The following is a 12,575-nucleotide window of genomic DNA, read 5'->3' as shown; positions in this document are numbered from 1 at the left end:
GTGGTTTGCGCCCGGCCCGATGAGGCCGGCGCGTTGCCGCCCCGGCCGGGATACGGCCGGGCGTGGAGGGGCGGCAAACGTCTTGCCTCGGCCCGGGGCGCATCCCCGGATCGCAGGGGCGGCTTGCCTACACTCCCGCCATGTCCATGACCGCTTCCGAATCTCCCTCCGGCACGGCCGCTGATCAGGCCGTGCCTGACGGGGCCGCCACCCGCGCCGCCGAGCTGCGCGCGCTGCTGCACCACCACGCCTACCGGTATTACGTGCTGGATGCGCCCGAAATTCCCGATGCCGACTACGACGCGCTGTTCCGGGAGCTGCAGGCGCTGGAAGACGCGCACCCCACGCTGCGCACGCCCGACTCGCCCACCCAGCGCGTGCTGGGCCGCGTGCTGCCGGGCTTCGTGCCGGTGCGGCACCAGGTGCCGATGCTCAGCATCCGCACCGAGACCGACACCACGGCCGAGGGCGCGCGCGCCTTCGACGCCCGCGTGCGCCGCGAGCTGGGTTTAACGGAGGCGGATGCGGCCATCGAGTACGTCGCCGAGCTGAAATTCGACGGCCTGGCCATCAACCTGCGCTACGAAAACGGCGTGCTGGTGCAGGCCGCCACGCGTGGCGACGGCGAGACCGGCGAGGACGTCACCCAGAACATCCGCACCATCGGCCAGATTCCGCTGCGCCTCAACGGCGAGGCGCCGCCGGTGCTGGAGGTGCGCGGCGAGGTCTACATGCGCCGCGACGCGTTCAACAGCCTCAATGAGCGCCAGCGCGAGGCCGGCGAGAAGACCTTCGTGAACCCGCGCAACGCCGCCGCCGGCGCGGTGCGGCAGCTGGACCCGGCCATCGCGGCCAAGCGCCCCTTGAGCTTCTTCGCCTACGGCTGGGGCCAGGTCGAGGGCTGGGACGCGATGCCAGCGACCCAGGCCGGCGTGCTGGACGCCTTTGAAAGCTTCGGCCTGCCGGTGAGCCGTGAGCGCACGCTGGCGCAGGGCGCTGACGGGCTGATCGAGTTCCACGCCCGCATCGCCGCGGCGCGCGATGCGCTGCCCTTCGACATCGACGGCGTGGTCTACAAGGTCAACGAGCTGGCGCTGCAGCAGCGCCTGGGTTTCGTGACGCGCGAGCCGCGCTGGGCCGTGGCCCACAAGTACCCGGCGCAGGAGCAGGTGACGACGCTGCGCGACATCGACGTGCAGGTGGGCCGCACCGGAAAACTGACGCCGGTGGCGCGGCTGGAGCCGGTGTTCGTGGGCGGCACCACGGTGACCAACGCCACGCTGCACAACGAGGACGAGATCCGGCGCAAGGACGTGCGCATCGGCGACCGCGTCATCGTGCGCCGCGCGGGCGACGTGATCCCGGAGATCGTGGGCGTGGTGCCGGCGGCCTCGCTGGACGCGGCGCGGCTGGAAGGCGCCAGCAGCGAGGAGATCGCGGATGCCGCGCTGGACGTGCTGGAGCGCCAGCCCGACCCGGCCGCGGCGGCCGAGGGCGTGGCCGTGGAGGCCGAGCCCGCCGTCAACCCGAACGACTACCCCGGCCGCGGCGAGCCCTTCGATCTCTACAAGCGCCTGGGCGGCCACTGCCCGGCCTGCGGCAGCGACATCACGCGCGAGGAAGGCGAGGTGGACTGGCGCTGCTCGGGCGGCCTGTTCTGCCCGGCGCAGCGCAAGCAGGCGGTGCTGCACTTTGCCGGCCGGCGCGCCATGGATATCGAAGGTTTGGGTGACCGCCTGGTGGAGCAGCTGGTGGGCGAGGGCGACACGCCGCCGCTGGTGCGCACGCTGCCCGACCTCTACAAGCTCGGCTTCACCTCGCTGGTGGTGCTGGAGCGCATGGCCGACAAGAGCGCGCAGAACCTGCTGGACGCGCTGGAGAAGAGCAAGCAGACGACGCTGGCGCGCTTCATCTTCGGCCTGGGCATCCGCCACATCGGCGAGCGCACGGCGCGGGACCTGGCGGCGTATTTCGGCTCCATCGACCGTCTTGTCAAAGCCAGCGAGGAAGAGCTGCTGCAGGTGCACGACGTGGGCCCGGTGGTGGCGCACAGCATCCGCACCTTCTTCGACCAGAAGCACAACGTGGAGGTGGTGGAGCAGCTGCGCGCCTCGGGCGTCACCTGGGACGAGCACGAGGGCCACCAGGCCGCGCCGCCGGGGCCGCTGGCGGGCAAGACGGTGGTGGTCACGGGCACGCTGCCCACGCTGACGCGCGACGAGGCCGAGGCGCTGATCGAGGCCGCCGGCGGCAAGGCGGGCAAGTCGGTGTCGAAGAAGACGGCCTACGTGGTGGCCGGCGCGGAAGCCGGCTCCAAGCTGGACAAGGCGAAGGCGCTGGACATCCCGGTGCTGGACGAGGACGGCCTGCGGGCCCTGGTGGCCGGCAACGGCGAGGAGTGAAAGATGGCGGTGCGCGAGCTGTTGAAGATGGGCGACGCGCGCCTGCTGCGCGTGGCGCAGCCGGTGCGCGAATTCGGTACGACCGAACTGCAGGCCCTGCTGGAGGACATGCAGGACACCATGCAGGCGGCAGGAGGCGTGGGCCTGGCCGCGCCGCAGATCGGCGTGGACCTGCAACTGGTGCTGTTCGGCTTCGAGCGCAGCGAACGCTACCCCGATGCGCCGCCGGTGCCGCGCACCGTCCTTTGCAATCCGGTGATCGAGCCTTTGTCCGAGGACGAGGAGGAGGGCTGGGAAGGGTGTTTATCGGTGCCGGGGCTGCGCGGGCTGGTGCCGCGTTTCAGATCTATCCGCTACCGGGGGTTTGATCTGGACGGCAATTTGATTGAGCGTGAAGCCGAGGGTTTCCATGCGCGCGTGGTGCAGCACGAGTGCGACCACCTCATCGGCCGGCTTTATCCGACGCGGATGCGGGATTTGAGGAGGTTGGGGTTTGCGGAGGTTTTGTTTCCGACGCTAAACCAAGCTGAGGATTGAGTTGTGCAGGCTCATCTGAAGGAAATTGAAAATGCTTGGAACCACCACTTCGGCAGTTGAGGTCACTCATATCTCCAGGCATGGTTTCTGGGTGCTGCTGGGCGACGAGGAGCTTCTGCTGCCGTTTGAGAAATTCCCTTGGTTCAAGCAGGCCACGGTGGAACAGATTCTTGACGTTGAGCGTCCCACGGCCAACCACCTTTACTGGCCCAGCCTTGATGTCGATCTGGCGGTCGATTCGATCCGCCGGCCGGAGCAGTTTCCACTGGTGGCGTGCAATTGATTGATGTGTTCGGCGGTGTATTCGGTCAGTCCTGTGCCTGAATAGGGGCTGCAATACCGCCATCCAGAAAAACAAGAGTGTCGGTTTTCCGGCGTCGTGGCTCGCAGCCGGCTTGGGGGCCGCCTGGATTCCCGCCTGCGCGGGAATGACGACGTAGAAGTCGTGGCGTTTGAGCCTGCGCGCCGCTGAAAACTCTTATTTCCTGGTCCATACCACCTGTCGCTTCTTCCCACCCGCTTTACCTCCCCTTCACGTTGTAACGGTCTGCCGCCCCGCGTCGGCGCCGCCGCATGCCGCGGCGTTACAACCGCATGGAGGCTGCCGCCGCGGCGGCCCAGGGAGACGACATGAGGTTCCTCGATTTCCAGCGCGGCCTGCGGCTGCTCCTGGCCGCGGCGGTGCTGCTGGCCGGCGGGGCGGCCTGGGCCGATCCACCCGGGCGCGTCGGGCGGCTGGCGCAGGCCACCGGCACGGTCTGGATCTACGACCAGGAGCAGGCCGAGTGGACCGCGGTATCGGTGAACCGGCCCGTCACCGGCGGCGACCGGCTCGCCACCGATCGCGGCGCGCGCGCCGACGTGCAGATCGGCTCGGCCTCGCTGCGCCTGGACGGCGCCACCGAGCTGGTGGTGGATCGCCTCGACGACGAGCGCGTCAGCCTGCGCCTGGAGCAGGGCGGCGCCGCGCTGCGGCTGCGCACGGCCGAGAGCGTCGACGACTTCGAGCTGCTGGCCGGCGACGCGCGCTTCCAGCTCATGCGCACCGGCCACTACCGCGTCGATGTGCGCGACAACGTCACCACCGCCCAGGTCTGGAGCGGCGAGATGCGCTTCCAGGCCACCGACAGCGCGCTGACCCTGCAGCCGGGCACGCGCTACAGCTTCTGGCGCCAGGACGATCGCACCCACTACGACATGGCCACGACCTCCGGCGAGGACGATTTCGGAATGTGGGTGCTGGCGCAGGACCGGCAGCAGGACCAGGCGCTGTCCACCCGCTACGTCTCGCCCGAGATGACCGGCGCGCTGGACCTGGACCGCAACGGGCGCTGGGACCAGCATCCGGAGTACGGCGCGGTGTGGTTCCCCACCGTCGTGATCGCGAACTGGGCACCCTACCGCTACGGGCACTGGGCCTGGGTGTCGCCCTGGGGCTGGAGCTGGGTGGACGACGCGCCCTGGGGCTTCGCGCCCTTCCACTACGGGCGCTGGACCTCCTGGCGCGGGCGCTGGTGCTGGGTGCCGGGGCGCTACGTGGCGCGCCCGGTGTACGCGCCGGCGCTGGTGGGCTGGATCGGGGGCAGCCATTTCAACGTCGGCGTGGTGGCCGGCCGGCGTCCGCCGCCGCCGCTCATCGGCTGGGTGCCGCTGGCGCCGCGCGACCCCTTCGTGCCGCGCTTCAACGCCACGCCGCGCTACATCCGCAACGTCAACGCCGGCCATGCGCCCTGGCAGCCGCCGCCCGGCGCGCCGCCGGCCTGGACCAACCGCAACATCCCCGGCGCCGTGACCGTGGTGCCCACCGACACGCTGCAGCGGCGCGTGCGCGTCGCCGACCGCCTGGTGCCGCGCGTCGAGCCGCGCTGGAACGTCGCGCTGCCCACGCAGCAGCCGGTGCTGCCGCGCCCGGACCGGCCCGAGCGCCCGGAGCGCCCCGATCCGCCCAACCCGCACGGCCACGGCCCGGCCGGTCCGGGCGGGCTGGTGCCACCGCCGCCTTCCGGAGGGCGGCCGTCCCTGCCGCAGACCATTCCGCCCGGGACCGGTGCGGCCATGCCGCAGCCCGGCGGCGCACGGCCGCTGCCCGACCAGCCCGGCCGGGGCCGCCCACCCCAGCCGGGTGCGGTGACGCCGCAGCCGGGCGGACTCACGCCGCCAGGACCGGACCCGACACCCGACCAGCCGGGCCGCGGCCGTCCACCCCAGCCGCCCGGGGTGGTGACGCCTCCGCCGGGCGGGCTGCCCCCGGGCGCGGTCACGCTGCCCGGCGGCGCGAGGCCACCCCAACCCGGCACGGTGGCACCGACGCCGGACGGCAGGCCGCGTCCGCCCGGCTCGGCCGGCCCGGAACCCGGTGTGGGCCGGCCGCCGCAGCCCGGCACCGTGACCACGCTGCCCGGCGGCGCGGTGCCGCCGCCACCCGGCGTGGTGACGACGCGGCCCGGAGCCGTTGGAGCGGTTCCCCCGCCGCCCGGCACCGTGACGACCCGGCCCGGCGCAGTGGCGCCGCAGCCTCCCGGCCGGGGTGGGATCGAACCGGGCGGCTTGAATCCTCCGCCCCGCATGCCGGATCGGCCGGCGCCGGGCGCGGTCCGGCCGGTGCCGGACGGGCAGGGCGGCACCGGACACGACCGGCCGCCGTCGCAGCGCACCCCGGGCGGGCTGCCGGGCGGGGACAACGCCCGGCCGGCCATGCCGACCATTCCGGGCGAACGCATCCCGCCGGCCCCGCCGCTGCAGCGCGGGCCGGGTGACCGGGCGGGCGATTCGGTGCCCGGCGCGCCGCCGCGAACCGGACGCGACCAGATCCCGCCGGCGCAGCGCGTGCCGGGCGGAGCGCAAGGCTGGGACAACGCCCGGCCGGCCATGCCGACCATCCCGGGCGACCGCGTGCCGCCATCGCCGCCGCTGCAGCGCGCTCCCGGCTACCAGGCCGGCGATGCGCCGGGCGCGCCGCCGCGTATTGACCGGGACCAGATCCCGCCGGCGCAGCGCGTCCCGGGCGGGCCGCCGGTCGGGGACCACGCGCGGCCGGCGATGCCGACCATCTCGGGTGACCGCGTTCCGCCGGAGCCGCCGCGCGTGCGGCAGCAGGCCCCGGTGGTGCCGCCGGCCGTCGCGGCGCCGCCGCCGGTGCAGCCGCGGCCGTCGATCCAGCCGGTGCAACCGGTGATGCCGCCGGCCATCCAGGCCCCGATGCAGCCGCGGGCGCCCGTGCATGTCGCGCCGCCGCCGGCGATGCCGCCCGGTGGCGCCGGTCCCGTGGTGGGAGGCCGCCCCGGACCGGGCGCGGGCGGTGAAGGTCGGCCGGGCGGCGGGCCGGGTGGGGGAGAAGGGGGTGGAGGCGGGCGCTTCGGTGGTGGCCCGCGGGAGCGGCAATGAGGCGGGCTTGAAACGCCGGCCTCCGCTGCATTACTTCAGCAACGGCCTGAGCACCGGCCAGACGTTGTCCAGCATCAGCGGCTGGGCCTCCTCGCGCGGGTGGATGCGGTCGGCCTGGAACAGCGCGGCGGAGTCGGCCACGTCGGCGACGTTGCGCAGGAAGAAGGGCACCAGCGCGGCGTCGTGCGCCTTGGCCACCCGGGCATAGACCTGGGCGAAGTCCTCGGCGTAGCGGCGGCCGTAGTTGGGCGGCAGCTGCATGCCCGCCAGCACCACCTTGGCGCCGGCGGCGCGGGCCGCGCGCGTCATCTCGGCCAAGTTGGCCTCGGTGGCCGCCACCGGCTGGCCGCGCAGCGCGTCGTTGGCGCCAAGCTCCAGGATCACGTGCGTGGGCTGGTGCTGCTTGAGCAGCGCGGGCAGCCGGCTGCGCCCGCCGGCGGTGGTGTCGCCGCTGATGCTGGCATTGACCACGCGGGCATCGATGCGCTCGCGCTCCAGCCGCTGCTGCAGCAGCGCCACCCAGCCGCTGCCGCGCTTGAGCCCGTACTCGGCCGAGAGGCTGTCGCCCACGACCAGGACCACGGCCGGTGCCTTCGCAACCGCTGGCCGTGCCAGCCAGGGGGCCAGGGCCAGCAGGCTACATTGCATGAGCCAGCGGCGCCGGCCGCGGCCCAGCCGCTTGTCATCCACATCCGTTGTCATGAAGCCACCGATCATCGAGGTCCAGCACATCAGCAAGCGCGTGAGCGACGCCACGGGCGAGCTGACGATTCTCCACGACATCGATTTCCGCCTTCAGCCGCGGGAGTCCGCCGCCATCGTCGGCGCCTCGGGCTCGGGCAAGAGCACGCTGCTGTCCATCATCGCCGGGCTGGACACGCCCACGCAGGGCACAGTGAAGCTCGGCGGCGAGGACCTGTTCGCGCTGGACGAGGATGCGCGCGCGGCGGTGCGCGCGCGGCAGCTGGGCTTCGTGTTCCAGAACTTCCAGCTGCTGTCCAACCTCACGGCGCTGGAGAACGTGATGCTGCCGCTGGAACTGCTGGGCCGCGACGACGCGCGCGAGCAGGCCACGGCCATGCTGGAGCGCGTGGGGCTGGCGCAGCGCCTGGGCCACTACCCGCGCGTGCTCTCCGGTGGCGAGCAGCAGCGCGTGGCGCTGGCGCGCGCCTTCGTGCTGCGCCCGGCGCTGCTGCTGGCCGACGAGCCCACCGGCAGCCTGGACCACGCCACCGGCGAGACGGTGATGGAGCTGATGTTCGAGCTCAACCACGAGGCCGGCACCACGCTGCTGCTGGTCACGCACGACGCGCAGGTGGCCTCGCGCTGCCAGCGCCAGCTGGAGATCCAGGCGGGAAGGCTGGTGAGCTGAGGTATTGCGGGCCCATGAAAAAGGCGCCCCGCGGGGCGCCTTCTGCTTGGTTGCTCGCGCAGCGGGTTATTGCTGCGAGAACTTGAAGTCCGTCTTGGCCTTGGCGCGCAGCTCTTCCTGGTAGGCCTGCAGCTTCATCTGCGACAGGCGCTGCTGGATCTGCGGCTTGACCTCCTCGAAGGCCGGGAAGCTGGCCTCGCGGGTGTCGTCCAGGCGGATGATGTGGTAACCAAACTGCGTCTTCACCGGCGTCTCGGTGATCTCGCCCTTCTTGAGCTTGGCCATGGCCTGGCCGAACTCGGGGACGTAGGCGTCGGGCTTGGCGAAGTCCAGGTCGCCGCCGTTCTCGGCCGAGCCCGGGTCCTTGGAGTTCTTCTTGGCCAGGTCCTCGAACTTGGCGCCGGCCTTGAGCTGGCTGATGATCGCCTTGGCCTCGTCCTCCTTCTCCACCAGGATGTGGCGGGCGCGGTACTCGGTGCCGCTGGACTGGGCCTTGAACTTGTCGTACTCGGCCTTGGCCTCGGCGTCGGTGACGGGGTTCTTCTTCTGGAAGTCGGCGAACAGCTCGCGGATCAGCACGGTCTGGCGGGCGAGCTCCATCTGGTTGCGGAACTCGGGCGTGGCGTTGATGCCGCGCTTCTCGGCCTCCTGCATGAAGATCTCGCGCAGCACCACCTCTTCCTTGACCTTCTGCTCCAGGTCCGGCGTGCGCTGCTGCTGGCCGCCGCGCAGCGCCTGCTGCATGAGCGTGTCCACGCGCGCCTTGGGCACCGCCTTGCCGTTGACGATGGCAACGTTTTGCGCCTGCACCGCCAGCGGGCTGAGCAGGGCCAGCGACGCGGACAGCAGCGCCACGCGCAGCGCGGAGGTCTTGAGCTTCATGGGGATACCTTTCAGGGAGCGGGCCGGTCTTTTGTCCGATGCCGGCCGCAAAGAGTTTTCAGTTGGCTTCGTCGGGGCTGCGCGCCTGGATGGCCAGGGCATGGATGCCCGCGGGCATGAGCGAGGCGAGGGCATGATACACAAGGCGATGCCGCGCCACGCCGCGCAGTCCGGCGAAGCGTTCGCTGGTGATTCGCACCGTGAAATGGCTGCCTTCGCCGGCGCCGGCATGGCCGATGTGCTGGTGGCTGTCGTCGATGACTTGCAGCTGTTGCGGGGCCAGCGCCTCACGCAGCGCGGCTTCGATGTCCTGGGCGGTGACGGCCATGGGTCATTGGGCTCCGGTGCGCGACTTGTCCTTGGTGGCGGACTCGTCGGGCAGGTAACGGCTGAGGTAGAGGCCCTGGGCCAGCGTGAACAGCAGCATCAGCCCGATGCCGCCGAAGAGCTTGAAGTTGACCCAGGTGTCGGTGGAGAAGCTGTAGGCCACCCAGAGGTTGAGCAGGCCCATCACGCCGAAGAAGCCCACCCACGCGCCGTTGAGGCGCTGCCACACGGCGTCGGGCAATTGCAGTTGCTCGCCCAACAACAGCCGCAGCAGGTTCTTGCGGAACAGCAGCTGCGACAGCCACAGGCTCATGCCCATCACCCAGTACAGCACGCTGGGCTTCCACTTGATGAAGGTCTCGCTGTGGAACCAGATGGTGGCCCCGCCCAGCACCACCACCAGCGCCAGGCTCACCCACAGCATCACGTCCACCTTGCGCCCGCGCGCCACGATCCACGCCACCTGCGCCAGCGTGGCCAGGATCACCACCACCGTGGCCAGCAGCACCGGCGCCTCCTGCGGGCCGACGTTGCCGCCCAGCACCAGGAAGCCGAAATGCTCGGTGGCGAAATCCGCGGCCTGCTGCGAATTGGCGCCGGCGTACTTGAAGGTGCCGAAGAACAGCAGGATCGGCAGGAAGTCCAGCAGCAGCTTCATGCTTGGTCGTCTTTGCGCGGCTCGAAATCGATGGCGGCGGAGTTGATGCAGTAGCGCTCGCCGGTGGGTGCCGGGCCGTCGGGGAAGACATGGCCCAGGTGCGTGCCGCAGCGCTTGCAGCGCACCTCCACGCGCACCATGCCGTGGCTGCGGTCCTCCACGCGCTCGACGACCTCGCCCTCGATCGGCTCGAAGTAGCTGGGCCAGCCGCAGCCGGCGTCGAACTTGGTGCGGGCATCGAACAGCGGCGCGCCGCAGCCCACGCAGCGGTAGATGCCGTCGTCGAAGTGGTCCCAGTACTTGCCGCTGAAGGGGCGCTCGGTGGCGGCGTGGCGCGCCACCTGGTACTGCATCGGGTCGAGCTGGGCGCGCCATTCGGCGTCGCTGCGCTGCACCGGGTAGCGCGGATCGTCGTGCGGGTGCGGGTTGTGCTTCATGGGGGGACAGGATACTTCGATCTGTAACGTCCCCCGGCGGGCAGCCGGCGGACACCGCGTGCGCCGGCCGCGCCGCGCCGCGGCAGCCCGCAGCCGCGGCCCGCGCCGCGCCATTGCCCGGATTGCCGCCGCAGCCTTGCCGGAGGGCCGTCGGCGACCCAGTGTAGTGATGGCCCAACGCATGCCCGGCATCAGGGCTTAACCGGCTGCAACAGCTTGCGGCCGGCCGGGAAGATGGCCCGGGTTCGCCCCGAGGAGACACCACCATGACCGCCCCCCTGTACGGCCGCATGATGCAGATGCCGCTGCTGATCTCGTCCCTGATCACGCACGCGGCGCGCCATGCCGGCGATACCGAGATCGTCACGCGCCGCGTGGAAGGCCCGCTGCACCGCAGCAGCTGGTCCCAGGTCGAGCAGCGCGCGCGGCGCTTCGCCCAGGCCCTGCAGCGCCTGGGCTGCGAGAGCGGCGACCGCGTCGCCACGCTGGCCTGGAACACCGACCGGCACCTGGAGATCTACTACGCCACCTCCGGCTCGCAGCTGGTGTGCCACACCATCAACCCGCGCCTGTTCCCGCAGCAGATCGCCTGGATCGCCAACGACGCGGCCGACAAGGTGCTCTGTTTCGATCTGAACCTGCTGCCGCTGGTCGAGCAGCTCGCGCCGCAGCTGGGCACGGTGCGGCACTTCGTGCTCATGACGGATCGCGCCCACATGCCGGCGCAGAGCGCGGTGCCCAACCTGCTGTGCTACGAGGAGCTGCTCGCGGCCGAGGACGGGCGCTACGCCTGGCCCAGCTTCGACGAGCAGTGCGCCTCCAGCCTCTGCTACAGCTCGGGCACCACCGGCAACCCCAAGGGCGCGCTCTACAGCCACCGCTCCACCGTGCTGCACGCCTACGCCGCGGCGCTGCCCGACGCCATGGCCGCCAGCGCCTGCGACGTCATCCTGCCCGCCGTGCCCATGTTCCACGTCAACGCCTGGGGCCTGCCCTACACGGCGGCGCTGGTGGGCTGCAAGCTGGTGCTGCCCGGCCCCAAGCTCGACGGCGCCTCGCTCTACGAGCTGTTCGAGGGCGAGAAGGTGACCTTCAGCGCCGGCGTGCCCACGCTGTGGCTGGGCCTGATGGAGCATGTGCGCAGCCGGGGCCTGGAGTTCTCCACCTTCCGCCGCACTGTCATCGGCGGCTCGGCCTGCCCGCCGGCGCTGATGCGCGCGCTGGAGGAGTACGGCGTGCATGTCATCCACGCCTGGGGCATGACGGAGATGTCGCCGCTGGGCACGCTCGCGCGGCTGCAGCCCAAGCACGCGACGCTGCCGGCGGCCGAGCGGCACCGGCTGCTGGAGAAGCAGGGCAAGGCCATCTACGGCGTGGACATCGACGTCATCAACGACGCCCACGAGGTGCTGCCCTGGGACAGCCAGCAGGCCGGGCACCTGGTGGCGCGCGGTCCCTGGGTGATCGAGCGCTACTGGAACGAGGACAGCTCGCCGCTGGTGGAGGTAAAGGACCACGGCGCGTGGTTCCCCACCGGCGACGTGGCGACCATGGACGCCGACGGCTTCATGCAGATCACCGACCGCAGCAAGGACGTGGTCAAGAGCGGCGGCGAGTGGATCAGCTCCATCGAGCTGGAGAACATCGCCATGGCGCATCCGGCGGTGAAGGAGGCGGCGGTGATCGCCGCCACGCACCCGGTGTGGGACGAGCGCCCGCTGCTGCTGGCGCAGCTGAAGCCCGGCGCCAGCGTCACGCGCGAGGAGCTGCTGAGCTTCTTCAAGGGCCGCATCGCCCATTGGCAGACGCCCGACGACGTGGTGTTCGTGGACGAGCTGCCGCACACCGCCACGGGCAAGCTCAGCAAGCTGACGCTGCGGGGCAAGTACAAGGACTGGCTGATCCAGCAGCGCGGCTGAGGCGCCGGGGCAGGGCCGGCGCGCAGGGTGTTGTCCAATGCCGGCCCATGAAGAAAGACGCCCCCTCCGCCGCGCCCGACAGCGCCGCCGCGACGCGCAGCCCGCTGCCGTTCCCCATCCACATCCCCTTCGTCGAGGAGCTCGGCCTGGAGCTGCATGCCTTCGGCGGCGGGGAGGCCGAGATCCAGGTCGATCTGGCCACCGCGCACCTCAATTCCTTCGCCGTTGCCCATGGCGGCGTGGTGATGACGCTGCTGGACGTGGCCATGGCGCATGCCGCGCGCAGCGTCAACGTCACGCCCGGCACCGACCCGCGCGAGGCCGCGGGCACGCCGGGCGTGGTCACCATCGAGATGAAGACCAGCTTCATGCGCCCGGGCCAGGGCCGGCTGCGCGCCGCGGCGCAGGTGCTGCACCGCACCGCCACCATGGCCTTCTGCGAGGGCTCGGTGTTCGACGCGCAAGGCCAGCGCTGCGCCCACGCCACGGCCACTTTCAAATACATGCGGCAGTTGCCGGCCGGGCGGCAGCTCAAGAACCTGCGCGGACCGGCGCCGGACGACGCGGACGCAGCGCCTTCGGTCACGGGCTGAGCCCCGCGCGCCGGCGCAGCGGCGCCGGGTCCGAAGCCTGCTGGCGCTCCCGGGCTGAGGTCCA

The 12,575-nt window shown here is 71.5% G+C and carries 12 protein-coding genes; 7 read left to right on the top strand and 5 right to left on the bottom strand.

The window, feature by feature from the left end:
* The first annotated feature begins 146 nt into the window (after positions 1-146).
* From ligA to HHL10_RS31115, 4 genes are all read left to right on the top strand, one after another.
* Positions 147-2,402, top strand: coding sequence for an NAD-dependent DNA ligase LigA (ligA, locus tag HHL10_RS05755; RefSeq protein ID WP_169159396.1), 2,256 nt, complete (start codon positions 147-149; stop codon positions 2,400-2,402).
* Between the two features lie 3 nt (positions 2,403-2,405).
* The gene (gene def, locus HHL10_RS05750) at positions 2,406-2,939 is read left to right on the top strand and encodes a peptide deformylase (protein ID WP_169159395.1); all 534 of its coding nucleotides are present in this window, start codon (positions 2,406-2,408) and stop codon (positions 2,937-2,939) included.
* Positions 2,940-2,970: 31 nt separating this feature from the next.
* A complete protein-coding gene (locus tag HHL10_RS05745; RefSeq protein WP_169159394.1) occupies positions 2,971-3,222 on the top strand; it encodes a DUF2442 domain-containing protein in 252 nt (83 codons plus the stop codon).
* 347 nt (positions 3,223-3,569) lie between these two features.
* Positions 3,570-6,323: a DUF6600 domain-containing protein gene (locus tag HHL10_RS31115; RefSeq protein WP_169159341.1), complete on the top strand. Its 2,754-nt coding sequence runs from the start codon at positions 3,570-3,572 to the stop codon at positions 6,321-6,323.
* 30 nt (positions 6,324-6,353) lie between these two features.
* Here the strand turns inward: HHL10_RS31115 and HHL10_RS05735 are convergent, their stop codons facing one another.
* A complete protein-coding gene (locus tag HHL10_RS05735) occupies positions 6,354-6,971 on the bottom strand; it encodes an arylesterase (RefSeq protein ID WP_169159644.1) in 618 nt (205 codons plus the stop codon).
* 52 nt (positions 6,972-7,023) lie between these two features.
* Between HHL10_RS05735 and HHL10_RS05730 the strand changes: the two genes are divergently transcribed.
* Entirely contained in the window at positions 7,024-7,695 is a 672-nt protein-coding gene (locus tag HHL10_RS05730; RefSeq protein ID WP_169159393.1) for an ABC transporter ATP-binding protein, read from the top strand.
* Positions 7,696-7,761: 66 nt separating this feature from the next.
* Here HHL10_RS05730 and HHL10_RS05725 read toward each other — a convergent pair whose 3' ends face one another.
* From HHL10_RS05725 to msrB, 4 genes are read right to left on the bottom strand one after another with little or no spacing between them, the layout of a single operon-like run.
* Positions 7,762-8,577 (bottom strand): peptidylprolyl isomerase, encoded by an 816-nt coding sequence (locus HHL10_RS05725; RefSeq protein WP_169159392.1) that lies wholly within the window; start codon positions 8,575-8,577, stop codon positions 7,762-7,764.
* Positions 8,578-8,635: 58 nt separating this feature from the next.
* Positions 8,636-8,905 (bottom strand): BolA family protein, encoded by a 270-nt coding sequence (locus HHL10_RS05720; protein WP_169159391.1) that lies wholly within the window; start codon positions 8,903-8,905, stop codon positions 8,636-8,638.
* 3 nt (positions 8,906-8,908) lie between these two features.
* Entirely contained in the window at positions 8,909-9,562 is a 654-nt protein-coding gene (locus HHL10_RS05715) for a septation protein A (RefSeq protein WP_169159390.1), read from the bottom strand.
* The gene (msrB, locus tag HHL10_RS05710; protein WP_169159389.1) at positions 9,559-9,999 is read right to left on the bottom strand and encodes a peptide-methionine (R)-S-oxide reductase MsrB; all 441 of its coding nucleotides are present in this window, start codon (positions 9,997-9,999) and stop codon (positions 9,559-9,561) included. The genes HHL10_RS05715 and msrB overlap by 4 nt, the downstream gene beginning before the upstream one ends.
* A gap of 266 nt (positions 10,000-10,265) precedes the next feature.
* On the opposite strand from msrB, the gene HHL10_RS05705 reads away from it, so the two are divergent.
* Together HHL10_RS05705 and HHL10_RS05700 are read left to right on the top strand one after the other, a co-directional pair.
* Positions 10,266-11,918: a 3-(methylthio)propionyl-CoA ligase gene (locus HHL10_RS05705; RefSeq protein ID WP_169159388.1), complete on the top strand. Its 1,653-nt coding sequence runs from the start codon at positions 10,266-10,268 to the stop codon at positions 11,916-11,918.
* A gap of 47 nt (positions 11,919-11,965) precedes the next feature.
* Positions 11,966-12,511: a PaaI family thioesterase gene (locus tag HHL10_RS05700; protein ID WP_169159387.1), complete on the top strand. Its 546-nt coding sequence runs from the start codon at positions 11,966-11,968 to the stop codon at positions 12,509-12,511.
* Positions 12,512-12,575: the final 64 nt, after the last annotated feature.

It is taken from the genome of Azohydromonas caseinilytica (assembly GCF_012927045.1).
Classification (GTDB): domain Bacteria; phylum Pseudomonadota; class Gammaproteobacteria; order Burkholderiales; family Burkholderiaceae_C; genus Azohydromonas; species Azohydromonas caseinilytica.
This window is presented reverse-complemented; position numbering and strand designations above follow the sequence as displayed.